Consider the following 25,429-nt stretch of genomic DNA (forward strand, 5'->3'; position numbering starts at 1 on the left):
TATGCAACAGAAAATTATTATTCTCGATTTTGGTTCACAAACCACACAGCTGATAGGCCGTAGAGTGCGTGAGCTCGACACGTTTTGCGAAATCTTGCCTTACAACAAGTTTCCGAAAGACGACAGCGACGTTATCGGTGTGATTCTGAGCGGATCGCCTTATTCTGTTCATGATGAAGAGGCTTTCAAGGTAGACCTCAGTCAGTTTGTAGGCAAATATCCTGTGCTCGGCATCTGCTACGGAGCGCAGTTTATTGCCAACTCTAACGGCGGAAAGGTTGAAAAGACCGGCACACGCGAGTATGGACGTGCCAACTTGAGGACATTCGATGCCGACAATGCTCTTTTTAAGGGCTTCGAAGAGAACTCTCAGGTATGGATGAGCCACGGCGACACCATCACCGCAATACCAGCCGACTGCCATGTGATTGCTTCAACAGCCGACGTTAAGTATGCCGCTTATGCAAGCGACACCAACCCATTGTGGGCTGTTCAGTTCCACCCCGAAGTGTTCCACACAACACAGGGCAAGCTGTTGCTCAAGAACTTTGTTGTTGACATTTGCGGAAGCAAGCAGCAGTGGAGCCCCGCTTCATTCGTAGATTCTACGGTGAGCGAGCTTAAGGAGCAGTTGGGCAACGACCGCGTAATCCTCGGTCTGAGCGGCGGTGTAGACTCTTCGGTTTGTGCTACATTGCTTAACCGTGCCATCGGAAAGAACCTTACATGTATCTTCGTTGATCACGGAATGTTGCGCAAGAACGAGTTTCAGAAGGTTATGGAGGCATATCAGGGACTCGGACTCAACGTTATCGGCGTTGACGCAAGTGAGAAGTTCTTCAAAGATCTTGAAGGCGTTACCGACCCTGAGCAGAAGCGCAAGATTATAGGCCGCGACTTTGTTGAGGTGTTCAATGCCGAGGCAAAGAAGATTACTGATGCCAAGTGGCTTGCACAGGGCACAATCTATCCTGACCGCATTGAGAGTCTGAGCATAACAGGTATGGTTATCAAGAGTCATCACAACGTTGGCGGACTGCCGGAGGAGATGCATCTGCAGCTCTGCGAGCCGCTGAAGTGGCTGTTTAAGGACGAAGTGCGCCGCGTAGGCTACGAGCTTGGCATGCCCGAGCGCCTCATCAAGCGTCATCCGTTCCCCGGACCGGGTCTTGCAGTTCGTATTCTCGGCGACATCACACGCGAGAAGGTACGCATACTTCAGGATGCTGACGACATCTATATCGAGGCTATGCACAACTATATCTGTGAAGACGGCGAATGTCTTTACGACAAGGTTTGGCAGGCAGGAACGGTGCTTCTCTCTACGATACGCAGCGTGGGAGTCATGGGCGACGAGCGCACTTACGAGCATCCTGTGGCTTTGCGTGCCGTAACGAGCACAGACGCCATGACAGCCGACTGGGCACATCTGCCTTACGACTTTATGGCTAAGGTTTCTAACGAGATTATCAATAAGGTGAAAGGCGTCAACCGCGTTTGCTATGACATCTCGTCAAAGCCGCCTTCGACAATCGAGTGGGAGTAAGTATGGATGACAGAACAGGCTCTTTGCGCGGCATCGTCTGCGCATCATTATAGTTAACCTGCAAGGGCAAATGCTATATGACGCATTTGCCCTTGTTGCGTAATATAGGTAGACTTGTGATATTGGTGCTAACATGCATGGCTATTCGTTTTGTCTGGCAATGTCAAAAGTCTGTTTTTATTGTTATAAGCCATATAATCTTTTTGAAAGAAACTCATCACTCGTCACATTGCGGTTTAACACGCTGACCATCAATGAGATATGGCGTGATGAGTTGATTTTCTCACTCATCACGCTTGGCTGTTTGGGGCTTAATGTGCCTTTTCCTGATTTAGGTTGACCCTGAATGTGATGAGTTATAAATGTAACTCATCACAGCGTAAGCACCTTATTATCAGTAGCTTATGTGTAGATGTGACGAGTGATGAGTTTTTATGAAAAATAGTTCTATTGCTTTTCCATGTTATGATAAATGCATTTGGCTTATGTCACGTCAGCCTACAGGCTTTTCTTCTCATTCCATGCAAAAGCATACCTTTTGTGTGCCGAAAGGCGTCCTTTTGATACCCGAAAGATGCCCTTTTATAAAGTCAAATGTCGTTAGTTTCAGTCCATTATGTAATATTATTAATTGCCGGTTATCGGCAGAATTATGGCATTATCATCAAACATATGCTCTATGTTGGCATAACATTGCCCTATATTTGTTTGAAAAATAGAAAATGAAAGAGGACGGCACAAGTTTTCAGACAAAAGGTTTGAATGTTGATGAAAAATTAATATCTTTGCCTTTGACATATTGTGTGCAGAAAAATGCGCACAGACAGAAGTACTTGTGTACACGCACAGACAGTGACGTTCAGGGAGTAGAATCTGGCAGTTCAATCCTGATAGTAATGAATGATTGTCTGAGCGAGTTCACACCATGCTATTGGTGTGGATTCCTCTTTCATGTTTTCTTTATTATCGGGTTTTGCCAGAACCTTACTCTCAGAAAGCGTGGGGGAGTGAGTTCACACCGCTTTTTGTAAACTGAAGACGTAACTTGATGGTTGGTTGCATGGCGGCTGATTATTTGTTGTAACGTGTTACATAATGCAAAAACACAAGAACACTCTTGGGTTAATAATTGTGAAGTGAACCATTGTGAACTTGATTTGCAGATTTAAATGCTCTATTTTTGTTAAATAAATATTGAAGGACACAAATTTGATAAGATAATAATGAAAAACAAAATACCGACTATATCTATAACCGCTATATGTCTTTTGGCATTAATCGTATTGTCATCCGGTATTCAGTCGGAGAAAGGAGGAAAAATGCAGCAGAAATATTATTATTGTGAGTATTGTGGTCATCGCTTTCCGTCAGTGCGCCTGCTGACTTCAGCCCCGTGTGTCCGCCATCCCGACGGCCCGAACAAAGGTCGTCACAAACTGTATGAAGGCACGGAGAAGAGCGAATACACATGTAAATATTGCGGGAAAAAGTTCCCGTCGATAATGATGATGACAGCAGCACCGTGCGTAAATCATCCAAAAGGTCCGAATAAGGGCAACCACTCTCCGGTGCTGTGAAAATAACATGGCTCTTTAGTTTTACTGAAATTTCCGTTCAAGTTATTGACCTTATGCTTTAGTATGGCATATCATAGGCGTATCTTTGGAATTGAAAATTAATGTATAACGTAAAAAATAAAGATTATGTTAAGAGGATTTATAAAATTTCATTGCACCGAGTGTGGTAATAACTTCATCGGTCCGGATATAGAATATGCTGCAACCATATTTTCAATGCCACTGCGATGTCCAAAATGCCAAAGTATCAGGACTTTGCCAAAGCATTGTTTATCTTGGCCCATAATTAAGCAGTCTTATCTTAAGCTTTATAAGAGTATTTGGGAGAGATATGAGAATAAGTAAGTGTCAATATATTAATGATTTAAAATATGGATATACAAAAATTAATTCAAATTGCTGAAGATTTAAATCTTCATGATAAAGTGCAAGAGTTAAAGTTTTATGTTGAAAGACTTAGTTCTCCAGATAAAGATTTAATCCTTCCATTGGTTGGAGAGTTTTCGTCAGGTAAAACGACATTAATAAATTCTCTTTTAGACAATCCTAATTTGGAAACAGCATCTCGTGCAACAACGGCTTCTATATTTGAAATTCATTTTGGAGCGGATGAATGTTACGCTGAAATCCATAAAGAGGATGGATATATAGATTCGGTAAAAGATGTAATAGGTATTAAGAATGAAGACTTAAAACAAGTTGATGTGGTAAAAGTCTATGATACTTCAACAAAAATAGGTGCTTCTACAATACTTGTTGATACTCCGGGATTATCTTCAAATGATCCTGCTCACCGCATAGCACTTTCTTCTTACTTACCCAATGCGGATGCCATATTACTTCTGACGGACGTAAATCAGCAAATTACGCGTTCTTTGATGGATTTTATAGGTTCTTCTAAATTAGCAAATAAACCTATATATTTAATTGTAACAAAATGTGATACTAAAACGCAGAATGAAGTTGAAAATGCAATATCATATATAAAGAAAAATATAGATTTTACTTTTGAAAGAATTGTTCCTGTATCAGTTGTTACAGGACAGATGTCTCAGTTTGACGAACTTATAAATAATATACAAAATAATAAAAATGCTATTGTTGAGAAGTCAATAAATGAGCGTATTAAAAATGTTGCAAAAGAAATGTCTTTAGTTGTAAGCGATCTTCTTAAACAGGGAAATTCAACGAGTGACATAGATGCAGCAATTCAAGAAGAAGAGAAAAAATTAAAAAAAATCAATCATAATATAGATTCTTTGATATCTGAAGCTGAAGACAGGGTTGAAGATAGAGTTAAGCATGCTTTGTCACAATTTTCAAAAACTATATTTTCTCAAGTTGATGATATAATCAAGACTCAGGGGCGGGATTGTAGTGATTCTGTTAATTCTGTTGTTAATAGTACTGCTGTAATGTTAATGCAGAATTTTCAAAAGGATGTCATGTCTGATATTTTGTCTTTAGCTCGTATGCGTCAGAACGGAATGGAAGAAGTACCTATGGGTGTTTTGGAAACTGTTAATATGACAGAAAATGCGTTTAATGGATTTTCATCAGGTGTTGATCTTTCTAACGTGGGACATAAATTTGATAAAAAAATTGGGTATGGAGTCATTGGCGCTTTGACTGTTGCGGCTGTTGTTGTTACGGCTGGAGCAGCCGCTGCTGCTGGAGGTGCAGCTGCAGCAGGGACGGCTACTGGTACTGCAGTGGAAGGAACTATAGCAACAGGCACAGTGATTGCTGCTGATGCAGCAACTGATGTTGCAGCGACTGCGTATACAGCAAATAAAATTAATAAGTTGTCAAAAATGGCTAAGGTTGCAGAAAAGGCAAAGGTTGCTAAACAATATATTGATGATTTTAATGAAAATTTTGATACAGTTAAGAAATATGATCAAAACATTGGAGAAAAGTCAGGTATGAATCGCGGTATTATAGAGACTTCTGTTGGCTGGGTTACAGAATTTTTCGCAAAACCGGCACGACAACGTGCCGTTAACAATTATATTGATGGTACTCTTATTCCAGAGTTTCGGCTACAAATACAATCAGTATCAAGTAATCTTCTTCGTGAAATTACGTCTCTTCTTCGTCAGGAAGCTGCAAATAGTTGTGGCAATATTCGTGCTAATCTTCAGTCTCTAAAATCCGCTTTGAATGAAAAAAAAGAAGAATATGCACAAAAGATAAAAACATATAAACAATATATAATTCAACTCAATGAAATCTAATATGGTTATTAATTTATTAATAGGAGCTGCCGTCGGATTTGTTGGTGGTTACATTGTAAGAAAACAACTTACAAAAAATGAAGCATATAATGAGAGTGGAAATTCTTATAGGACATTACTTCAAGAAGCTCAGAGAGAAATTCAAACTTTGAAAAATCGTGTAAGTAATCTGCAAAATGAAAATGAGTCTTTGATAAATGAACTTAAATCATTGAAGATAAAGATTCGTAATGCAGATGATGCATCTGATGACCAAGCTGATAGACTTATGGACTTAAATCGTAGGATAGAAACACTAAAACGCGAAAAAGAAATAACGGAAGAAAAGCTTCAAGAAAGCAAAGACCTTTATACTTCTGCAATGCAAGAAATAGAGCGTTTGAAAAGTAAAATGTGATTTTTATGGATATAGTAGTTATTATAATTTCAGCCGCATTGGCAATGCTATTTGGTGGTATTGCCATGTGGCTTTTATTGCGAAAAAGAATATCGGCATCTTCAGCAGATTTAGCATCTTCAGAAGAGTTAAAAGTTGATTTCTCTGAAGATGATACAAATGTTGATAAACAGATAGTTCAACTTAGAAAGGAATTATCACATAAATCAGATGAGTTAGAATTACTTTTACAGAAAGAAAAATCCCTTCAACATAAGTTAGAAGAAAAGAACAAGGAACTTTCATATCTACCTAAATTCCGCAGCATTTTAGTTTAACTTATTTTATAAGTACCTGAGCAACAAAAAGTTGCTCAGGATTTTGCTATGTCAGATTTTTCACCTATCTTAGTGTTGCAAATCAAAATATGTATCAAACCCGACAGACATGGCAAAGGTAGCAATAAAATCTGAGAAACTCTCTCCTTTTGGAGGAATTTTTTCAATAATGGAGCAATTTGACTCCAATCTCTCATCTGTAATCGACTCAACCCTCGGTATGAGATGCAGGCTGTATGGTTATCAATACAGCGAAATCATCCGTTCGCTTATGAGCGTTTATTTCTGTGGCGGCTCATGCATAGAGGATGTCACCACTCATCTGATGTACCACCTCTCGCTTCATCCGACACTTCGCACATGCAGTGCCGACACGATTCTCAGAGCCATAAAGGAACTGACCCAGGATAACATTTCCTACACATCCGACACTGGCAAGACCTACGACTTCAACACGGCAGACAAGCTGAATACACTGCTCCTCAATTGCCTATTGTCCACAGGGCAACTGAAAGAGGGCGAGGGGTATGACGTTGACTTCGACCACCAGTTCATAGAGGCTGAGAAGTATGATGCGAAGCCTACATACAAGAAGTTCCTTGGTTATCACCCTGGCGTGGCGGTTATTGGCGACTTGATTGTCGGCATTGAGAACAGCGACGGCAACACAAATGTCCGTTTCCACCAGAAGGACACGCTGAAGAGGTTCTTTGAAAGGTTTGAACAGAACAAGCTTATTATCAACCGTTTCAGAGCTGATTGCGGCTCGTGTTCTGAAGAGATAGTGGAAGAGATTGCTAAACACTGCAAGACCTTCTATATCCGTGCCAACCGATGCAGTTCGCTCTACAATGACATCTTAGCCCTCAGAGGTTGGAAGAAAGTGGAATTGGGCGGCATTGCGTTTGAGCTGGCCTCCATTCTCATCGAGAAATGGAAAGGGAAGGCATACCGTCTTGTGATTCAAAGACAGAAGCGGATAGACGGCGAACTCGACCTGTGGGAAGGAGAATACACCTACCGCTGCATCCTTACAAATGACTACGAGTCTTCCGAGAAAGAGATTGTCGAATTCTATAACCTCCGTGGAGGGAAGGAACGCATCTTCGATGACATGAATAACGGATTCGGCTGGAACAGGCTTCCAAAATCCTTCATGGGAGAAAACACGGTGTTTCTTCTGCTTACGGCACTCATACGCAACTTCTATAAATTCATCATGGCGAGGCTTGACGTGAAGAGGTTCGGACTCAAAGCAACAAGCCGCATCAAGGCGTTTGTCTTCAAGTTCATCTCTGTGCCAGCCAAATGGGTCAGGACATCAAGGCAGTATGTGCTGAATATCTATTCATGCAACAACGCTTATGCTGATGTGTTCCAGAATGACTTTGGATGACACCGACAACTTATGGTCGTGATTTTGCGTATTGCCTCAAGTCGCATGGTGGGGTAAGGGGATTTAATGCGTCTTTGTGGCGATTTTTGCTGCGTTGCACCCTCTTTTGCCACAGTGTCGCTACCTTTTTGACCTCTGTGTCATCTTATGAGGGCGGTTGCGGATTTGAGGATCTAAAAACTAATTTGGAAGTTTTTAGGAATTCTTCTGATCAGAATGAGAGTGAAGTTTTGTCTCTTTTAAAAAAAGATTTATCTAATAAGGAGAAGCAACTCGAAGATAAAGAAGAAGAAATAGAAGATTTAGAAGATGAAATATCATCTATTAAGAAAAAGTTGAATAAACTTAAAGGAGAAAAAGATGATGTTGAAGAGAAGTTGTCCGAAATCGAGAAACAGTTAAAATCCATGCAGCAAACTCTTGAAGCGACAGAGATAGAAAGGGATGACTTAAAAAATGAAAACAACCAGAATGTTGAATCAATAGAATTTGTTAATGCAATTATTGGGGCAAAAGATAGTGATGATCGAGATGCTTTGGAGTATGCTGCAAAAGTCCAAAAGGTTGAGGACATTGTAAATGATCAATATATACCTTTACTGAAACAATATTTTAAAGATTGTAATGATGTAGCTGAAGCTGATAGTGTAAAGGTAAAGGAACTTGTTTTAAAATGGGGAAATCTTCAACGAAAGTCATGGCTTAAAGGTAAAAAGGTCATTGCTTTTATTGGAGAATTTTCAGCAGGTAAAACATCAATTGTAAATAGAATTTTATCTCAAGATGATCCTGATTGCCCAAAATTGCCGGTAAGCAGTAAAGCAACTACTGCTATTGCAACTTATATTTCTTATGGTGCGACATTCTTGTCTCAATTTACAGATCAAAATGGAAATCTAAAGTTAATAGAGAAATCCATGTTTGAAAAAGTGAATAAGGACATACTTGCACGTGTGAATGTAAGTCCAATAATCCGTCATTTTGTTATGAAGTATAACAATGTAAATTTAAAGGGCTTGAGTATTCTTGATACGCCTGGATTTTCTAGTAATGATGAGAAGGATAAGGATCGTACTTTAGATGTGGTTAATGAAGCAGATGCATTGTTTTGGGTTATGGATGCAAATTCTGGAGAGATTAATAGAACGTCCCTTAAAATCATATCTGATAATCTGAAAGACCTTCCTTTGTATGTTATTATTAATAAAGCAGACACAAAATCTCCGGGAGAGCTTGATAAGCTTGAAAAACATATTCGTCAGACTATGGAACGATCAGGTATAAAAGTTCGAGGTTATTTGAGATTTTCACAGAAGGCAGAACTTGAAGAGCTTATGAGTATTGTTAAGACTTTGCCAGATGTTCGGATTGGAAATGACATAGGTCGTATATGTTTGTTTCTAAAAGAAAAAATTGATCAAATCTCAGATGAAATAAAAAGAATAAAACATGATATACATGAGCAAGAGAACTCTTTATCTATTTTTGATGATGAAATTGAAAGTAAATTATCAGAACAATGTGAGGCTGCAAAGAGAATAAAAGATATTCCGGAACTTAAATCACCTTGGTTCAGTGAAGATTATTATAAAATGGATCAATATGATTATGAAGAGTTAAAAGAATTATGTGGTTCTGTATATGATGGAAGTCATGAACTAGAAGATTATTTTGATTTAAAAACTAATTGTCAAAAAAAATATAATAAAAACAAAAATATAAATAGCGAACTTAAAGAACAAAAATCAGATATTGAAAAAGTTTTTGATCAACTATTGAAGGCCATAAAAAATCTTGATGAAAATCTTTATAGAGAAATAGAAGACGATTTGAAATACGGACAAGGCTATAAGAGAGATAATATGAAGTCGAATTCTAATGTATCAGATAATTCAAAAAAAATATCTGAAGACAATGAAAATCAAAAAAAGCAAGATCCTCAAACTGTTATAACATCAGGAGAAAATGTTAAAGACTATATGTTCAAAGCAGAAACGCTTATGAAGAAAGGCAAAAAGGATGAAGCTATATTTTGGTATACAATGGCAGCACAAGCTGGCAACAAAGATGCTCAGAAACAATGTGAAAAATATAATGTGAAATACTAATTTTTATATAGCATATGGAAAATAATCAAAATAATCTTTTTACTGCTTTCCAGCAGAAGAAAAAGCAGGTATGTTTGTTGGCTGATGCGGCTTTAAAAGCTGGCTGGCTTGATAAAACATCATATAATGAAATCATTTCAAAAATAAATGAAGATATTCTCACCATTGGTGTAATCGGACAAATGAAATGTGGAAAATCTACATTTCTAAATTCATTTTTATTTGGTGAACAACTTCTTCCTGCTGCAACAACTCCGATGACAGCTGCTTTATCTGTAATAACGTATGGCGATAAAAAAAGCATTGAAGTGGAATTTTATTCTGTTGATGAATGGGAAGAACTAAAAACGTTTGCAATGCGAGATGTAAAGGAATGTAATGATTCTCAGACACTATCATCGATAAAGGCTGCTAAAGAATTATATGAAAAATCATTCGTAATTTCTTCAGAATTACCAAATTTGCTTGGTACAATAAAATGTGATGATTTAAAGAATCTTGTAGAGTATGTAGGTGCTGATGGAAAATATGTCTCTATTGTTAAATCTGTAAGGATTACTCTTCCTGAAAAATGGTTGAAAGGCGTTGAAATTGTTGATACTCCAGGATTTAATGATCCTGTCGTTTCTAGAGAGGAACGAACTAAAGAATTTTTAAAACGTGCCGATGTTGTTTTGATGATGCTTTATGCAGGAAGAGCTTTTGATTCGACAGACCGTGATATACTTTTTGATAAAGTCAGAAAAGTAGGTGTTGGTAAAATTATACTTGCTGTTAATAAATATGATATCCAAATCGTTCAGGGAGAATCTCCTGATCAGATAAAAGGATTTATTACAGATGAACTTAGAAAAGCTGTTCGTCAGAGTAATGATGAGTCTGTTTCTGAACTATTAAAGGATGTTGAACCTATTTTGATTTCTGCACAAATGGCGCTTTTGGCTAAGATGCCAATGTCTGAAATAAATAAAGATGCAGATTTAAATTATCATTATAATGACGCATGTAATAATTTTGAAGTTACTACACAGTCGCAGTTGTTAAAATTAAGTCGGATATCCGATTTGGAAGATAAAGTTAGGGACGTTATTTCAAATCAGAAGGAAAAAATTCTTATTGACAAACCCGTAAATCTGATATTTCAGAAAGCAAGAAATACTTTGGATAATTATAAAACGCAATTAGTGGAGCTTCGTCAGCGTAAATCAAATTTGGAAATGCCTGATGAAGAACTTGAAACTAAAATTGCAAATCTACAAAAGGTACAACGTAGGATAGAACGAAAAATAGAGAATGCAGAATCGGATTTATCTGATGAATATGACGAAATATCTACAAAAGTCTTTCGTGATATTCAAGATAAAGTTGATGAAGTAAGAAATGAATGCGAACGTATAATTGAACAGAACAAAAAGGACGCTTTGATTCGTAAATTGACTGCACGTATTGAAAGATTACGTGAGCGTGAAATTCCTCGTTTATTAAAAGATTCAGGTACAAAGATAAAGAAGTCATTAAATAATAACTTAAATCAACTTTCAGAAGATATAGAAAGTGTCATAGAAAAATATATTGATGATTCAGACGAGTTAGTTGAACAATTTCGTCGTACTCTTATGAAAGGTTTAGATGTTGATCTTTCGGGTAGAATAATGAATGGAAATATAGGTAATGATAATAATGTTTCAGAAGACGATGGTGCTTCTTTTGGAGATATTATAATAGGTGTATTTGCAATGCCTGTAGTATTGCCATTCGTTGGTATTGCTAGTTTGTTTGATTCTCGTAGAGATGAGGCTCGTAAAATAAGTGATGATTTCTTTTCATCTATTGATTGGGATGATATAAAATGTAAATTTAATTTAGGAAAGAGTAAATTTATAAAAACACTTAATGGCGATGCTGCTCGTTCTATAATTGAGCATTTAAAAACTCAAGCAGAGGAGGTCTTGGCAAATAAGGTACAAAAAGAAGACGAACTAGCTGCTGTTAAAGAAAAGATCTCTAGCATTGAAGGCAATGAGAAAAAGTTAAATGAAGAAGTTGAAAAACTTAAAGTAATTATTTCTAATTTATAAAATTCCTATTTGTAAATTGATTTGATTATTCGCAAGAAAATTAAAATATGTTTTGGAACGATTGTTGTAATATAAAATGAACAAAGATTTAGTTGAAATAAAGTCATCCAGGTCATACCAACTTGCAGAAAGGATTGCGCGGTTGATGGATAAATATTATCTTGATGCTGTGTTAGGCTTTTTGCTTGAAGGATTTGGTGACTTGCTCACACAGTTGCTTACGCTGCCTTACATTTATGTCAGTGCAGTTAAGATACGGTCGGTGCCTCTGACATTGGCGGTGATTTATAATGCGCTGTGCGATATTGCGATGGGACTTATTCCATTTTATATCGGTGATGTCATTGACGTGTTCAACAAGTCGTTTGTCCGAAATTTTAAACTGATTGTTGGGTTTGTTGAAGGCGACAAAAAGGTTATAAGTGAGATAAACCGCAAGGCGGTGAGGATGGCTGTTCTCATAGTTATGCTGTGCGTAATTATTTATTTCCTTGTGTTGCTGACAATAAAGGTGATGACATGGTTTTGGCACGTTATTGCCGGGCTGTTTTAGTTAAACTGAAAATAGAATAAGCCATATGATTTAGAATGGAAACATGGGGAGATTTTAATAGAATTTTTTTTGACCATTTTAATTTCAGTATGTCTCATAAGTTAATTCAAATATGATTTATAGAAAATGAATTATAAGCAATTTGAAGATAATATTTTTGCCGAATGGCGGAAGCGTTCTGTCGCCAACGGTGATGGCTGCGAACTAGCACCTGACGGACTGCTTTATCGTGGACGGTTTGTTTATAAAGACGGCTATTGGAGCCGTGAACCGGGCAATGAGAATTCTATATGGGAGCGTGCCAAGAGGCGTGTGTTGATACTGACCAAAGACCTTAATGATGAGGAAGCGTGGGACATACGTGCGGAGACAGGACGCAACAACTTCTCTGGCGAAAATAATGTTGTGGTTTCTGCACCGTTCTATAAGAACCTCATGCGCTGGGTTTACGGATTGCTGACGATCGATGCCAACGGACATGCCAAGAAGTTTGCTGAAATAGACAGACAAGATGTTTATCAGCCCTTTTACGACCGGGCACCCGTTGCCCGTGTAAACTGCAAAAAACAAGTAGGTAAGAGCAGCATTGAAACTTCTGTGTTGAAGTCGTATATGGAGCGTTATAAAGACTTGCTGGTGAAACAGATTTCTGCTTATGATGCAAACATACTTTTGTGTTGTGGCGCTTCTGGGGCAATAAAGGATTTTGTCGCAGAGAATTATCTTACAGACTTGATGAAACTGAATAACTGGATATATTATTCGCCACAAACCCGTAAGATGGTTATTGACAGCTGGCATCCAACCTATACAGGTGATACGCACGAAAAAATGTATTCAGACATGATGTCGGGCGTTGAGGAAGCGTGGAGCCGGATTAAGCTTTAAGTTATAAAAGTAATATTATCATGAGACTTGTCTGTCAGTGTTTCAGATTGTATGTTGTTGACAGTGTGTACAACACCTTACTTTCCGAAATGCTGACAGATTTTTTTGATGCCGAGCTACGGCATTATGTAAATTACGACAGAGATTTTTGAAATAAGAAAATCTTGAAAGACAATATGTTACAATATAGCAAATTCTTTAGGTGTCACTGCAGCGGTCGGCGCAGCATGTTGATGTAATCTTGGTGATATCGAACATGTAAAAGTAGAAAATATTTTGGTTGTGCTTTATTTTGGCATAGCTAATGGCAATCTTTGCATCCGTAAAACATAATTGTGTGGCTTGGATGTACACGGAAAGGCTGCTAAATAGGTAGCTTTGTCTGAAAAAGGCGGAACAGACACCAGGCTCATACAGTTTGGAGATGATAAAGTAAAAACATAAAGGATACATAAGATGGGAGAATTAAACGTGAAAACAGAAACAAGCGAACAGACAGAAAAGACAGAGAAGAAAGAAAAGCTGACATTGATGGTGGCCATGGATAATATTGTGGAGTTCTCTGAAGGTTCAAACCTGAGTGATGAGTTTTATGAGAAAGCAAAACCTTATATCAGTTATGTGTGCCGTAAATTGTCCGTGAACAAAGTACAAGCCGTGCTGCTGTCTCTGTTTGTAGACAACTGCTGGGACAGAGATGTCGAACTCCGAACTTTGGCAGAATATCTGAAATGCCGTATGGTAAGGATGATAAACTACAGCACTGAGATTGACGAGCTTTTAAAAAGAAAGATGATACGCATAAAAAACAGACGTGGTGAAACAACATACGCCATGGGGCCTGATGTGATAGATGCGTTTAAGCATAATGAGGCATTTGTGCCGGTTGAGCCTAAGCTTCTTACATGCGATGAGTTGTTTTGTGAGATTTACAGTCTGTTTGAATCTCGTGTTTATGATTATTTGCCGTATGAAGAATTTATTTCAGAATTATTCAGTTTGCTTGAAACAAACAGAAATCTCGAGTTTGTAAAGCAGTTGCGTACCTATAAACTTATCTGCGACCATACTGTAAATGACGAAGGCATAATATTTGTTTTCTGGACAAGTCGTTTAGTTTGTGACAACGATTACAACATGGACACGCAAAGTTTTGGAGACTTATTCAAGAATAGGGCTATTGCAAATAAGCTGAAGGGTAAGCTCTCTCGAGGCGAAAGCATGCTGCAAAAGAACGGACTGATTCAATTCTGTAATGAAGACGGACTGGTCAACCACGAGAAATATAACCTGACGGTAAAGGCTAAACAGGAGTTTCTGTCAGAGCTGAACATGAATTTGAACGCTACGACCAGATTCAAAGAACTGATAAAGCATGAAGACATAACGGAGTGCAAGATGTACTATAACAAACGCGAAAGCCGTCAGGTCGAACAGCTGAAAGAGTTGCTCACCGAAGAAAGATACACCAAAGTGTGCAGCGAATTAAAGAGAGTAGGCATGCGCTCAGGCTTTACGTGCTTGTTTTATGGCGCACCTGGAACGGGAAAGACTGAAACTGTTATGCAGCTGGCAAAGGCAACACACCGTGATGTGATACAGGTGAATTATGCTGAACTGAAAAGTTGCTGGGTTGGCGAGAGCGAGAAGAATGTGAAAAACCTTTTTGATCGTTACCGCGCGTTGGTAAACTCCTCAGATGTAACACCAATCCTGCTTTTTAATGAGGCCGACGCTCTGATTGGCATCAGGCAGAAAGGTGCCGACAGGGCTGTGGAAAAGATGGAGAACTCAATACAGAACATAATTCTTCAGGAGCTTGAACAGCTCGAGGGTATATTTATAGCCACGACGAATCTTACGGAGAATCTGGACAAAGCCTTTGAGCGCCGTTTCCTTTATAAGATAGAGTTCGAAAAGCCGAGCATTGTGGCACGATGCGGCATCTGGAAGAGCATGATACCGGTAATCAGTGACGAAGATATATGCTATCTGGCTTATCATTATGATTTTAGCGGCGGGCAGATTGAGAACGTTGCGCGCAAGCAGGCCATAGACCTCATTCTCTATGGAAAAGAGAAAATGAGTCTGGAATATATAAAGGAGAAATGTGATGAGGAACTGATACACAAAAATCCGATGCCGAGAGTAGGATTCATTAGTGATGCAGGAATATCACGAAAGACATCGTAATATAAATTGACATTTAAATAAAAATAAAATATGACACAAGATCTTTTTGACAAATACATCTGGCTGGTTGATACCATCTACCGTGCCCGGAACATAACCTTCGAGGAGATAAACGAGCGGTGGCTGCGCTCGCAGCTAAGCGAAGGCGTAGACCTGCCTCTGCGCACGTTTCATAACTGGCGCAAAGCCATAGAGAAAGTGTTTGACATAAACATTGAATGCGACCGCCGGCACGGCTACTATTATTATATTGAGAATGCCGAGGACATGGAGCGGGGCGGCATACGCAACTGGCTGCTCAATACGTTTGCGGTGAACAATCTTATAAATGAGAGCCATCATCTGAAGCGGCGCATATTGTTTGAGGAAATACCGTCGGGCCGGGATTATCTTGCACCGGTGATAGAGGCTATGCGCGACAGCCTGAAGATAGAGATAAGCCATAAGGGATACTTTGACGGCGAGGCTAAGATTTATACCATAAGTCCTTATTGCGTCAAAGTGTTCAGGCAGCGGTGGTATGTCGTGGGACTATGCGACGAGCGCAATGCCGTAAGGACATTCTCGCTCGACAGGATATTAAGGCTTGACACCACAGACAATAAGTTTACATATCCAAAGGACTTCGACCCTGAAGCATGGTTCTCAAGCTGTTTCGGAATAATAACCGAAGACATCAAGTCGGAACGGGTACGCATCAAGGTGTACGGCCGTCAGCGTATGTATTTGCGTTCGCTTAGACTTCACTCTTCGCAGACCGAGACAGAAACATATTCAGACTATTCCGTATTTGAATATTACATAAAGCCGACGTTCGATTTCCGTCAGGAACTGCTTTCACGCGGCGGGGCGGTCGAGGTGTTGTCGCCCGGATGGTTTCGCGACGAGATGGCTGACGAAGTGGCAGACATGGCAGTGGCCTACGGGCTGATAAAAAAATAGCAGCATATTTATGAAAACAAAAGTATGAACGCGCATGGGGTTGTTGCAGCGTTCATACTTTCTTTTTATATTCAAAATTAAAGCATTATTTAGGGTTTCCAGGTTTATATCATTTTAGATTTGGAATTTATTTTTTATAAGAAACCTACAATTTTGAACTTAAATGCTCCGTTAGAAGTAATTTTCTCGTAAACCACTCCGCCGAATGCATAGCCTATTCTGCCGTGCGGACGCTTAACCGTTACATAGCCGGTGGGCAGACTTGGCACAATCATTCCGATTGACGGTTTTACCACAACGTATGTGCCGCCCCTGTCGCAATAGTAACGTCCGTGTGAGTAGATGTACGGCCTGTGGTTATGATGTATCACCACTCCAGGCGGGCGTCCGTGCGGCGGCGGAGCAGGGCGCTTCTTGTGATGATATTTTTTATGTGGCGGTGCCTTGTGGTGATGTTTCTTATGGTGTTTGGGCTGAGTTATATACGATGTCTCAGTCAGTGTAGAGGCTCCTGTTGTTGCGCATGTGAGCGTCAGAAGCATTAGCAGCGATAATAGTCTGAATCTTCTCATAGCGTAGTCTCCTTTTATTTTGTTGTTATTATTTCTTTTTTGCCGGTCGAAGCCTCTGTCTCCAGTATGCTCAGGCATTGCTTTTAATTATTTTTCTGTTGCAAAGATAGGCATTAAATATCTGCCGGCAGAATTGTTTTCCCTACAAGTGGTTAGGGATTTCCCTAAGTTTGATATGGATTTCGGTGTTTTGTGTGCATTTCCCTATGACAGTGTTTTATCCGTTATATATAGCAAAATGTTATTTGATTTATGTCCGGATTTTACGGCAAAATAGAAATACATTGAATGTAAAACACATTTCTCTGATAAAGAATATTTACAAAGCAAGAAATAACGTATGCTTTTTCATCGTAAACGATATGGTTCTGACTCGAAAGTGGCCGCTTTTTGAGTGCCAAAACGGTTGTTTTTAACTCTGTTTTATGGGCTTTTGGGGGCGTTGTTTATCAAATTTTATTGCACACAATGCTGTAGATTCTCTGTAAAATGCTGTTGACAGTGCAGTTGCGTTTGCACACTTATTTCAGCGTATTTGCGGACAAAATATTTTATTTTTAAAATAACGCAGTTCTGGAGCGTCTGCGTTTTTCAGATAGTAAGGGTATATAAAGAAATTGCAGCAAAGTGAAAATCCTTCTTTGCTGCAATTTTTATGTTAGTAGCGGTGCATGTCATTGTGCCAGCATACCGCTTTTACCATATTTATTTGGTTTGTCCTATACAAGGAACATCACCAGCACTTGGGCTATGACCACACGGACAAACATGCCCAGCGGATAAACCGACGTATAGCTGATAGAGGCAGAGTCGCCTTTCAGCGTGTCGTTGGCATAGCTTAGGGCCATCGGGTTGGCCATAGAGCCGCATAGGATGCCGCATATAGTGCCGAAGTCATATTTGCGTGTAAGCAGTGCGGCTGCTCCTATTATCAGCACCGGTACCACTGTCAGTGCGAAGCCTATGCCTATCCACAGCAGACCTTCGGGGCGCACCACGGTTTCGAAGAACTGATAGCCGGCTTCAAGGCCGAGGCAGGCAAGATAGAGAGACAGGCCCAGCTTGCGCAGCATGAGCGATGCCGACGGCGTGGTGTAGCTTATGAAGTGGGCACGAGAGCCGAGCGAGCCTACCAGTATGCCCATGATGATTGGGCCTCCGGCTATGCCGAGTCTTACGGGGGCGCTCATGCCGGGCAGGCTGAGCGGTATGGTGCCGAGAGCCAGACCGAGCATTATGCCCAGGAATATGGCCGCAAGATTGGGCTCATTGAGCGTCTGTACGGCGTTGCCCAAAAATCCTTCCACGTGGTTTATGTCCTCTGGTGCGCCAACAACTGTTACGCGGTCGCCATACTGCAGCCTGATGTCGTCGGTGGCCAGCAGCTTTATGTCGCCTCTCTGTATGCGGCTGACGTTCACTCCGTAAGTGTCGCGCAGGTGCAGCTGTCCGAGGTGCTTGCCGTTGAGCACACGGCGTGACAGCACTATGACGCGGCTTTCCACCTGGGCGTCTATGGCGTTCCAGTCTATTTTCTTTTTGTTCCAGTCGGTTTCAATCTTCTTTCCCAGCAGAATCTCTATCGACGGAATCTCGTCGGCCATGGTGACTACCAGCACATTGTCGTTGATGTGCAGTTGGGTGTTGGCTAGCGGCATTATCACCTCGCCGTTGCGCCAGATGCGTGAAATGATAAACTTGATATGCGATTTCTGCGATATTTGTGAAAGCGTCTTGCCTTCTAGGGCCGGATTGATAACGACAAACTGCGCCACGTATGTGTTGTCTTCCTCCATGGATATGCGCGGCTCAAGGTCGGCCGGCTTAACAAGCAGCTTTCTGATCAGTATCATTGCCAATATTACGCCCACTACGCCCAGCGGATAAGTAACGGCGCATCCCAGGGCAGCCCCTCCGCTAGGTTGTCCTGCAGCCTCGAGTGCCTGTTGTGCAGCTCCGAGTGCGGGCGTGTTGGTTGTCGCTCCGCACAGTATGCCGACCATGTCGGGCAGGCTGACGGGCAGGACAAGGCAGAGGCCGAGGGCCATGACGGTGCCTATGACTATGACGCCAAGGCTCCACAGGTTGGCGGCTATGCCCTCGTGGCGCAGCAGTCCGAAGAAGTTGGGGCCTACGTAGAGCCCAAGTGTATAAACAAACACGGTAAGTCCGAATGTCTCGGCAAAGTCGAGCATGCTCTTGTCGGCGCTGAGCTGGAAGTGTCCGGCCACGATGCCTACGAAAAATACAAAGGCAACGCCGAGTGATATGCCTTTGACGTGGAGCTTGCCCAATGCCAGTCCGGCCGCTATGATTAGCGACAGCAGTACCATTGTCTGCAGGGCAGAGTGTGTGGTGAAAAGTCCGTTAATCCATTCCATGATATTACCTGGAAAAATTTTTACCTTAAAACTGATTTGCGGTGCAAAAATACAAAACAAATTTAATAAGCAGGCGCATAATCATGATAAAAAGATGTTTCGTGCCTGCAGATTGTTCTTTTATGTCTCTTTATCTTATGTCTTTGCCTGCATCCTGATTTTTGCCGATTCCGCTTATCCATAGTCCGCAGAAGGTTATGAACCCGTTGAGAAGCAGCAGTTCGTAACCGAATTTATATCCCGTAGCAGCCGGCACGATGTAGTTGGCGGCAAGACATATCAGAGGTGATGCCACGGCGATATACGGCGCGGCTGTGTCGCTCGCCTTTCTTTTGGTGAGCAGACCGAAGGCAAACAGACCGAGCAGAGGGCCGTAGGTGTAGGAGCAGAGGATGAATATGGCGTCGATCACGCTTGTTGAGTTTATCATCCTGAACAGTAGTATGAACACTGCAAATATCACAGCTATGGCCACATGCACGCGGCGGCGCAGGCCAACGTCGGCCGGACGCTCCTTAATGTCGACGCAATAGCTCGTGGTGAGAGCCGTAAGCGACGAGTCGACTGTGCTGGCTGAAGCTGCCACAATGCCAATGATGAACAGCACCACCACGACAGAACCCAGCTCGCCCGTGGCGGCAAACATGGGCAGCAGTTCGTCTGGACTGTCGGGCAGGGGCATGCCTTTGCGTCCGGCAAGCATCATGAGCAGTACGCCGAGAGAGAGAAACAGCAGATTGACGGGCACGAACGCAAAGCCGTAAGTGCACATGTCCTTGCGTGCCTCGGCAAGAGTCTTGCACGTAAGGTTCTTCTGCATCATGTTCTGGTTAAGTCCTGTCATGACAATCACGATGAAAGCTCCGCTGACAAGCTGTTTCCAGAAGTTTTGTGTCGTCATCCAGTCGTCAAACACAAACATGCGGCTGTGGCTGTCGGCAACAACAGCCTTTGCAGCCTCGCTTAAGTTCATGTCGAGTTCTCCGGCCACCTTTATTATTATCAGCACCAGCGCACCTAGCATGCATGCCGTTTGCACAGTGTCGGTCCATACCAGAGTCTTTATTCCGCCTTTGTGAGTATAGAGCCATATAAGGAACATCAGCACGGGCACGGTGACGGCAAATGGCACATTATAGGCATCGAGCACAAAGCGCTGCAGGATGATGCACACAACGTAGAATTTCACTGCCACGGCCGTTAGGTCAGACAGAATGAAAAATGCGGCTCCCGTCTTGTACGACCGCGTCCCGAGGCGTTCGCGCAGGTACGAATATATTGTGGTAAGATTTAGTCTGTAGTATACAGGCAGCAGGATGAAGGCTATGGCAAAATATCCCAGTATGAATCCGATGCACGTCTGCATGTAGGTCATGTCCATGTGCATCGCCATGCCCGGCACGGAAACGAAACTGGCACCGGACACCGATGCGCCAATCATGCCGAAGGCAACCATGTACCATGGCGATTTGCGGTTGGCGCGATAGAATGTTTCATTGTCGGCCTTACGCGATGTTAGCCGGCTTATGCCGAAGAGAACGGCAAAATAAATCAAGACAGTAATCAGAATAAGCATAATGCAAAGGTAGTGTTTTTTTGTAAACAACAAAGATACTTCAGTGTTTTATTTGTAACCGGCAGAGCTTGTTCGCAGTTAATTTTGTCACAAAAATCCGTTTATCGGCCTTTTTTGCCGTTATATAATAAGGTATGGAATCATATTGTAAGTTTTTTGAATAAATTATTTGAAATTTTCTTGTTTTTTATAAAGAAAAATATTAAATTTGTCGTCGTAAGATGTTGAGAGTAACAAACGGAAATATAAATTGAGATATAAAGGGGCATAAGAGGTCTATGCTGCAAGAAAACGAGATGCCACACATGGTGGTATAATATCTAGATAGACGTGGTTGGCAAACCGCTGCAGCCTCTTAATCTGGCAACAAAAGAGCCATTGAAAAACTTTTCTCGTGTTCTGTGAATAGTGTTGCAGATAGAAGTTTGACAATAAGCATGCATGGATGGACATCCCCGACGAGGTGCTCGATATGCGTAAATATTAACGTTCAGCACCACTTGAGGATATGCGCTTGAAAAGGCGCTCGATATTCGGCTCCTGATATCTGCCACGCCATGGCGGCAAACATACGTGAGGCAGCTAAGTGCAGATAGAGGAGAACAGAAGGTGATATTGCTTAATCTAAGCGGCCACGGCCTAACAGACATGACTGCTTATGATCAGTATTTCAACGGAGACCTGATTAACTGTTCGTTGTCCGATGACGATATTAAGAAAAACATAAATGCTCTTGATTCCATAGGCTGAAATGCTTAAATATTGTCCGGTCATACGGATTGATGAAAATGACTTGATGATTATTTATAATATGGTTGATGGAATATAGAGACAAAGTTGATGGATGTTGAAATTTAGGTTGATATAAATTATTGGGAATAAGTTGTGTATAGCCGAATCTTGCAGTGATGCAAGCGGCACAGTGTCTTTATATTCAGTTGTAGTAAGGAGGGACTTGCATAAAAACATTTATGGCGAGACGGGTGCTGATAAACAAAACACGGATTTACCATACAATGTAATTTTACTCATAGTCACAATTATGCAGTTGTTAGTCATTATGTTTTTTTGCATACTCTCTTTACAATGATAATAAATGGAAAATGATTGATTTTCAGATGTAACACTCGGCTCAAATCCAATTCTGATTTGAGCCGATTTTTGTTTTATTGAATCTGTATCAGCCGCGATAATACTGCAACTATATTTGAATTTGCTCTTAAATTGGCAAGATGTTTCTTGTCTGTATATATTGTTCTGATTGACAATAAGTAATGACGGAATAAAAATATATGTTGATGATAATGTCATTATGGATACATTGGTAGGATAAACTCGCAGAGTCGTAAATATCGAATGCGATTATTGGCTATTGTGTCTATTTTAGGTCGTTTGGGTGTTATTCACGTTTGTATTTTCATGCTATATCTAAGCCAAATCAGTCTTGACATGATGAATGTGAAGAGCCATATCAATCTCTGCATTTTGGAGTGATGATATGACTCTTCAGATATTTAAATGATGTAATCGGTTATTTCAGTCCCCATGCTTTAATGGCTATGCTGCTTTCCACCTTGTTCTCCGTATCGTCAGGCAGATTGCAGAAGAAGTCGATGCCCGTAAGTTCTTCGAGCCGGTCTATCGTAACTGCATATAGTGAAAGCGGGTCGTCTGTCCGCCATTCGTCTTTTTTCTGTTCGGCCCAGAATCCTATAGCTCTATAGCCCTCGCTGTTTTTTAGAAGGCATGCCATGAAGAAATATTTTGGTACGATAAGTTTACCCTGTATTCTTGAAATTATCTGGTCTTCATTGTCTATTGTTCCTCCTTTACAGACGTATAGCGTATCAGTCTTTGCTCTGGGAGTCCATGAACGTACCTGATCCTCCATTCTTACCCATAGGCCTTCGCCTTGATCCTGACCGCTGTTTGTGTAGCCGTTAAATTTGTGATATTGCGGCTGCATGTTGGTCATGTAGAAAGTTTGGTAGTTTGCATCATAAGAAAATTTCCTGTCGGCGTTAGGGCAGATGTGCCCATGTTCATACCCGGAGCCATAATAATAGTCTTCAGCCCAATAATACTCTGAGTCGAGGCTGGGGTCGTTATGATAGCTGTCAGTCACACGGCTGTAATTTCCGGTGTAGCCTTGGTGCATCTGATAGCACGACCAGCGCTGCGATTTCTTGCTACAGTCCCATTCGACACAATAGTTGATTTCGTCTTTGTCATATTGTTTATCGCCTTTGGTCCTGTATATGAGAACTATGCTGTTGCCTCCTTTCAGGCGTGGAAATTCAAGTCGGGTGACAGCATTGTCTGTGGTAATCTCATTCTTATTGAGATTTATCTCTTCTTTTCCGCTCCCTCCGTTGTCGTTGTCGTCATTGCTGCATGAGACTGTCAGCAGAATAAATGACGGCAGAATTATTGCGAGTTTGAGCAGGGCTGTTTTGCTAAAAATACTTTTTACAGACATAAATTTACTAATAACTATGATGGTATGATAATGAACAATCCGCATAAGCCAGCAAGAAAAAGATGCGGAAAGAGTAGAAATGTCTTTAGACAAAAAGTGCGCTTAAACGTATATGCAACTACGCCCAAACGCACTTTGTATGTTAATCGAAATATGGTAATCTATTATTTGCGAGCTTTACCATAGCGGCTCATGAACTTGTCTACGCGACCAGCTGAGTCAACGAGCTTGCTCTTACCTGTATAGAACGGGTGAGATGTGCTTGAAATTTCGACTTTTACCACCGGGTAAGTTTCGCCTTCAAATTCTACTGTCTCTGTAGTCTTGCATGTAGAACGTGTAAGGAACATATCGCCGTTGGACATATCCTTAAATACGACGGGGCGATAGTTTTCTGGATGAATACCTTTTTTCATTTTGTTCTTAAATATTGTTGTTAAAAATATAATTACACATTACAGGCTGCAAAAATACGAAGATTTCCGCAGCCTGCCAAATGTTTTGGTAATAATTTTTATAAATTATTTTATAATGACTGTTCCTCCCATGCTCAAGGTGAAGTCGTCGATGAGGACATCTCCGCCAGGATTCTTAGAGTTCATAATCACTACGCAATATGTTCCGTCTGCATCAATAGTAAAGGTGTGTGTAACTTTTACCCATTCGCTGCTTGTAATGTCATTTGTGTAGTCGCCATAGAAATAGTTGCCTACTTTTCCGTCTGTAACAGGTACGTATCCCGGACGTACTGATGCTCCTGCAGATGTGGCAGCCTTGGCATAGAATGTCATTGTGTATTCACCGGCTTTGAGCTCTATTTCTTTGTATGATATACGCTTGTTGTATTTTGAATCTCCGGCAACTTTTACTGAATATGAACCGCTGTGAGCGTCTGTACTCATAGAGAGTGTTGCATTTCCGGCTGTAGATGTTGTCGACCAGTTGTTGGGAAGACCTGACACCCATGCCTCAAAGTCGCCATTGGGAGCTGTAAGATCGCCTGTGTCTCCGCCCGGCTGCTCTTCTACTGAACCGTCTTTTACAGAAAGTTTCTTAACTTCCCATGTTGATGACTGCTGGTCGTTGCATGTATGGCGCAGTGCTATAACAACCTTGCTTCCAATATACTCAGCAGGAATGTTGACGCTCTTTTCCATAAAAGTGAAGCTTGTGCCTAAGCCGTTTGTGTCATATTCGAGCATCTTCCATGTTGCAGTCTTTACGTCGCCGTTGTAATCTTTGCTTATAACGATAGAGTTGTTGGCGTTGATGTCACCCTTCTCATAGTTGATGGCATGATTAATGGTGATATATGCCTCTGTTGTGCTTGTAAGGTCGATTACAGGGCTTACGAGATATGTAACACCTGCCTGGTTCTCTTTAGAGCCGTCTCCGTTGAAATCCTGGAAACCTGTAACCATGGCGCTTGAGTAGTCGTTATACCATTTAAGGCTTCCGCTTGCAGACTGTGATGTAAATGAACCAAGTGAAGAAGAGAAATCCTGGTCGATATATGTGCCGTCAGGAGTTTCGCTGCCGCCTTCTTCAGGTGCCTTGCCTTCCTGAACCTTGATGCTCTTAACCTCCCATGTTGATGACTGGCTTTCTGAGCAGGTGTGGCGCAGTGCGATAACAACCTTGCTTCCCATGTATGATGCAGGGATGTTTACGCTCTTCTCGCAGAATTCGAAACCTGAGTTCAGACCGTCTGTATTGTAGCTTAACGGCTCCCATGTGGCTGTGTTTACGTCGCCTGAATAATCCTTGCTTATCAGGATAGTGTTGTTTGTATTGATGTCGCCTCGTTCGTAGTTAAGCGCATGGTTGATGGTTATGTATGCGTTTTCAACACCAGTGAGGTCGATTTCGGGGCCAACAAGATATGTAACTCCGGCCTGGTTCTCTTTCTGACCGTCGCCATTGAAGTCCTGGAATCCTGTAACCATAGCGCTTGAATAGTCGTTGTACCATTTGAGCGAGCCACTTGCTGATACAGATGTGAAGCTGCCTAACGAGTTGGTGAAGCTTTGGTCGAGCAGTACGCCCTCAGGCAAAACTACCTCACCACCGCCGCCTGCGTTGGGATCGTCATAAGGAGCGGGAACGTCTTCGCAACTTGTGAATGAGAATGCTGCCATAGCGAGGGCAAGCACTGAAAATAATATCTTTTTCATAACTGTTGTTCTTTT

General features: G+C 41.2%; 18 protein-coding genes and 1 pseudogene. 13 read left to right on the forward strand and 6 right to left on the reverse strand.

Going from position 1 to position 25,429, the window contains the following annotated elements; translation table 11 throughout:
- The first annotated feature begins 1 nt into the window (after position 1).
- From guaA to EJL04_RS02505, 12 genes are all read left to right on the forward strand, one after another.
- Entirely contained in the window at positions 2-1,546 is a 1,545-nt protein-coding gene (gene guaA, locus EJL04_RS02450) for a glutamine-hydrolyzing GMP synthase (protein WP_053398132.1), read from the forward strand.
- Positions 1,547-2,769: 1,223 nt separating this feature from the next.
- On the forward strand, positions 2,770-3,123 hold the full coding sequence (locus tag EJL04_RS02455) for a hypothetical protein (RefSeq protein ID WP_241209930.1): 354 nt from the start codon (positions 2,770-2,772) through the stop codon (positions 3,121-3,123).
- 371 nt (positions 3,124-3,494) lie between these two features.
- Complete coding sequence (locus tag EJL04_RS02460) at positions 3,495-5,360, forward strand: dynamin family protein (RefSeq protein WP_125103961.1); 1,866 nt, start codon at positions 3,495-3,497, stop codon at positions 5,358-5,360.
- Positions 5,350-5,757: a hypothetical protein gene (locus EJL04_RS02465; protein WP_021963909.1), complete on the forward strand. Its 408-nt coding sequence runs from the start codon at positions 5,350-5,352 to the stop codon at positions 5,755-5,757. Before EJL04_RS02460 ends, EJL04_RS02465 begins: the two co-directional genes overlap by 11 nt.
- Before the next feature lie 5 nt (positions 5,758-5,762).
- On the forward strand, positions 5,763-6,074 hold the full coding sequence (locus tag EJL04_RS02470) for a hypothetical protein (protein ID WP_125103962.1): 312 nt from the start codon (positions 5,763-5,765) through the stop codon (positions 6,072-6,074).
- 109 nt (positions 6,075-6,183) lie between these two features.
- Positions 6,184-7,470: an IS1380-like element ISBf11 family transposase gene (locus EJL04_RS02475; protein ID WP_125103963.1), complete on the forward strand. Its 1,287-nt coding sequence runs from the start codon at positions 6,184-6,186 to the stop codon at positions 7,468-7,470.
- Positions 7,467-9,578: a dynamin family protein gene (locus EJL04_RS02480; protein WP_125103964.1), complete on the forward strand. Its 2,112-nt coding sequence runs from the start codon at positions 7,467-7,469 to the stop codon at positions 9,576-9,578. The genes EJL04_RS02475 and EJL04_RS02480 overlap by 4 nt, the downstream gene beginning before the upstream one ends.
- Before the next feature lie 14 nt (positions 9,579-9,592).
- Positions 9,593-11,656: a dynamin family protein gene (locus tag EJL04_RS02485; protein ID WP_125103965.1), complete on the forward strand. Its 2,064-nt coding sequence runs from the start codon at positions 9,593-9,595 to the stop codon at positions 11,654-11,656.
- A 76-nt stretch (positions 11,657-11,732) separates the two neighbouring features.
- Positions 11,733-12,209 carry a DUF4112 domain-containing protein gene (locus EJL04_RS02490; RefSeq protein WP_125103966.1) on the forward strand — a complete coding sequence of 159 codons (477 nt, stop codon included), beginning with the start codon at positions 11,733-11,735 and terminating at the stop codon, positions 12,207-12,209.
- A gap of 126 nt (positions 12,210-12,335) precedes the next feature.
- On the forward strand, positions 12,336-13,097 hold the full coding sequence (locus tag EJL04_RS02495) for a hypothetical protein (RefSeq protein ID WP_125103967.1): 762 nt from the start codon (positions 12,336-12,338) through the stop codon (positions 13,095-13,097).
- A 456-nt stretch (positions 13,098-13,553) separates the two neighbouring features.
- The gene (locus EJL04_RS02500; RefSeq protein WP_125103968.1) at positions 13,554-15,290 is read left to right on the forward strand and encodes an ATP-binding protein; all 1,737 of its coding nucleotides are present in this window, start codon (positions 13,554-13,556) and stop codon (positions 15,288-15,290) included.
- Positions 15,291-15,320: 30 nt separating this feature from the next.
- Positions 15,321-16,232, forward strand: coding sequence for a helix-turn-helix transcriptional regulator (locus EJL04_RS02505; protein ID WP_125103969.1), 912 nt, complete (start codon positions 15,321-15,323; stop codon positions 16,230-16,232).
- A gap of 134 nt (positions 16,233-16,366) precedes the next feature.
- Here EJL04_RS02505 and EJL04_RS02510 read toward each other — a convergent pair whose 3' ends face one another.
- The 3 genes from EJL04_RS02510 to EJL04_RS02520 all read right to left on the reverse strand — a co-directional run bounded on the left by EJL04_RS02510 (position 16,367) and on the right by EJL04_RS02520 (position 20,761).
- Complete coding sequence (locus EJL04_RS02510; protein ID WP_021853998.1) at positions 16,367-16,804, reverse strand: DUF6515 family protein; 438 nt, start codon at positions 16,802-16,804, stop codon at positions 16,367-16,369.
- 719 nt (positions 16,805-17,523) lie between these two features.
- Positions 17,524-19,185 (reverse strand): putative transporter, encoded by a 1,662-nt coding sequence (locus EJL04_RS02515; RefSeq protein ID WP_053398142.1) that lies wholly within the window; start codon positions 19,183-19,185, stop codon positions 17,524-17,526.
- A 130-nt stretch (positions 19,186-19,315) separates the two neighbouring features.
- On the reverse strand, positions 19,316-20,761 hold the full coding sequence (locus EJL04_RS02520) for a sodium:solute symporter (RefSeq protein WP_125103970.1): 1,446 nt from the start codon (positions 20,759-20,761) through the stop codon (positions 19,316-19,318).
- 536 nt (positions 20,762-21,297) lie between these two features.
- On the opposite strand from EJL04_RS02520, the pseudogene EJL04_RS16550 reads away from it, so the two are divergent.
- Positions 21,298-21,511: pseudogene (locus EJL04_RS16550) on the forward strand (TrpB-like pyridoxal phosphate-dependent enzyme); the annotation flags it as partial.
- A gap of 781 nt (positions 21,512-22,292) precedes the next feature.
- Here the strand turns inward: EJL04_RS16550 and EJL04_RS02525 are convergent.
- The 3 genes from EJL04_RS02525 to EJL04_RS02535 all read right to left on the reverse strand — a co-directional run bounded on the left by EJL04_RS02525 (position 22,293) and on the right by EJL04_RS02535 (position 25,414).
- Positions 22,293-23,240, reverse strand: coding sequence for a DNA/RNA non-specific endonuclease (locus EJL04_RS02525; protein WP_125103971.1), 948 nt, complete (start codon positions 23,238-23,240; stop codon positions 22,293-22,295).
- Positions 23,241-23,404: 164 nt separating this feature from the next.
- Positions 23,405-23,656, reverse strand: coding sequence for a type B 50S ribosomal protein L31 (locus tag EJL04_RS02530; RefSeq protein ID WP_021851667.1), 252 nt, complete (start codon positions 23,654-23,656; stop codon positions 23,405-23,407).
- 105 nt (positions 23,657-23,761) lie between these two features.
- Positions 23,762-25,414, reverse strand: coding sequence for a choice-of-anchor J domain-containing protein (locus EJL04_RS02535; protein WP_053398145.1), 1,653 nt, complete (start codon positions 25,412-25,414; stop codon positions 23,762-23,764).
- Positions 25,415-25,429: the final 15 nt, after the last annotated feature.

It is taken from the genome of Prevotella marseillensis (assembly GCF_900625065.1).
Classification (GTDB): Bacteria; Bacteroidota; Bacteroidia; order Bacteroidales; family Bacteroidaceae; genus Prevotella; species Prevotella rara.

Bases quoted from the DNA above. Each gene is read 5' to 3' on its own strand.
- guaA (WP_053398132.1), top strand. From the start codon at position 2: ATGCAACAGAAAATTATTATTCTCGATTTTGGTTCACAAACCACACAG.
- EJL04_RS02455 (WP_241209930.1), top strand. From the start codon at position 2,770: ATGAAAAACAAAATACCGACTATATCTATAACCGCTATATGTCTTTTG.
- EJL04_RS02460 (WP_125103961.1), top strand. From the start codon at position 3,495: ATGGATATACAAAAATTAATTCAAATTGCTGAAGATTTAAATCTTCAT.
- EJL04_RS02465 (WP_021963909.1), top strand. From the start codon at position 5,350: ATGAAATCTAATATGGTTATTAATTTATTAATAGGAGCTGCCGTCGGA.
- EJL04_RS02470 (WP_125103962.1), top strand. From the start codon at position 5,763: ATGGATATAGTAGTTATTATAATTTCAGCCGCATTGGCAATGCTATTT.
- EJL04_RS02475 (WP_125103963.1), top strand. From the start codon at position 6,184: ATGGCAAAGGTAGCAATAAAATCTGAGAAACTCTCTCCTTTTGGAGGA.
- EJL04_RS02480 (WP_125103964.1), top strand. From the start codon at position 7,467: ATGACACCGACAACTTATGGTCGTGATTTTGCGTATTGCCTCAAGTCG.
- EJL04_RS02485 (WP_125103965.1), top strand. From the start codon at position 9,593: ATGGAAAATAATCAAAATAATCTTTTTACTGCTTTCCAGCAGAAGAAA.
- EJL04_RS02490 (WP_125103966.1), top strand. From the start codon at position 11,733: ATGAACAAAGATTTAGTTGAAATAAAGTCATCCAGGTCATACCAACTT.
- EJL04_RS02495 (WP_125103967.1), top strand. From the start codon at position 12,336: ATGAATTATAAGCAATTTGAAGATAATATTTTTGCCGAATGGCGGAAG.
- EJL04_RS02500 (WP_125103968.1), top strand. From the start codon at position 13,554: ATGGGAGAATTAAACGTGAAAACAGAAACAAGCGAACAGACAGAAAAG.
- EJL04_RS02505 (WP_125103969.1), top strand. From the start codon at position 15,321: ATGACACAAGATCTTTTTGACAAATACATCTGGCTGGTTGATACCATC.
- EJL04_RS02510 (WP_021853998.1), bottom strand. From the start codon at position 16,804: ATGAGAAGATTCAGACTATTATCGCTGCTAATGCTTCTGACGCTCACA.
- EJL04_RS02515 (WP_053398142.1), bottom strand. From the start codon at position 19,185: ATGGAATGGATTAACGGACTTTTCACCACACACTCTGCCCTGCAGACA.
- EJL04_RS02520 (WP_125103970.1), bottom strand. From the start codon at position 20,761: ATGCTTATTCTGATTACTGTCTTGATTTATTTTGCCGTTCTCTTCGGC.
- EJL04_RS02525 (WP_125103971.1), bottom strand. From the start codon at position 23,240: ATGTCTGTAAAAAGTATTTTTAGCAAAACAGCCCTGCTCAAACTCGCA.
- EJL04_RS02530 (WP_021851667.1), bottom strand. From the start codon at position 23,656: ATGAAAAAAGGTATTCATCCAGAAAACTATCGCCCCGTCGTATTTAAG.
- EJL04_RS02535 (WP_053398145.1), bottom strand. From the start codon at position 25,414: ATGAAAAAGATATTATTTTCAGTGCTTGCCCTCGCTATGGCAGCATTC.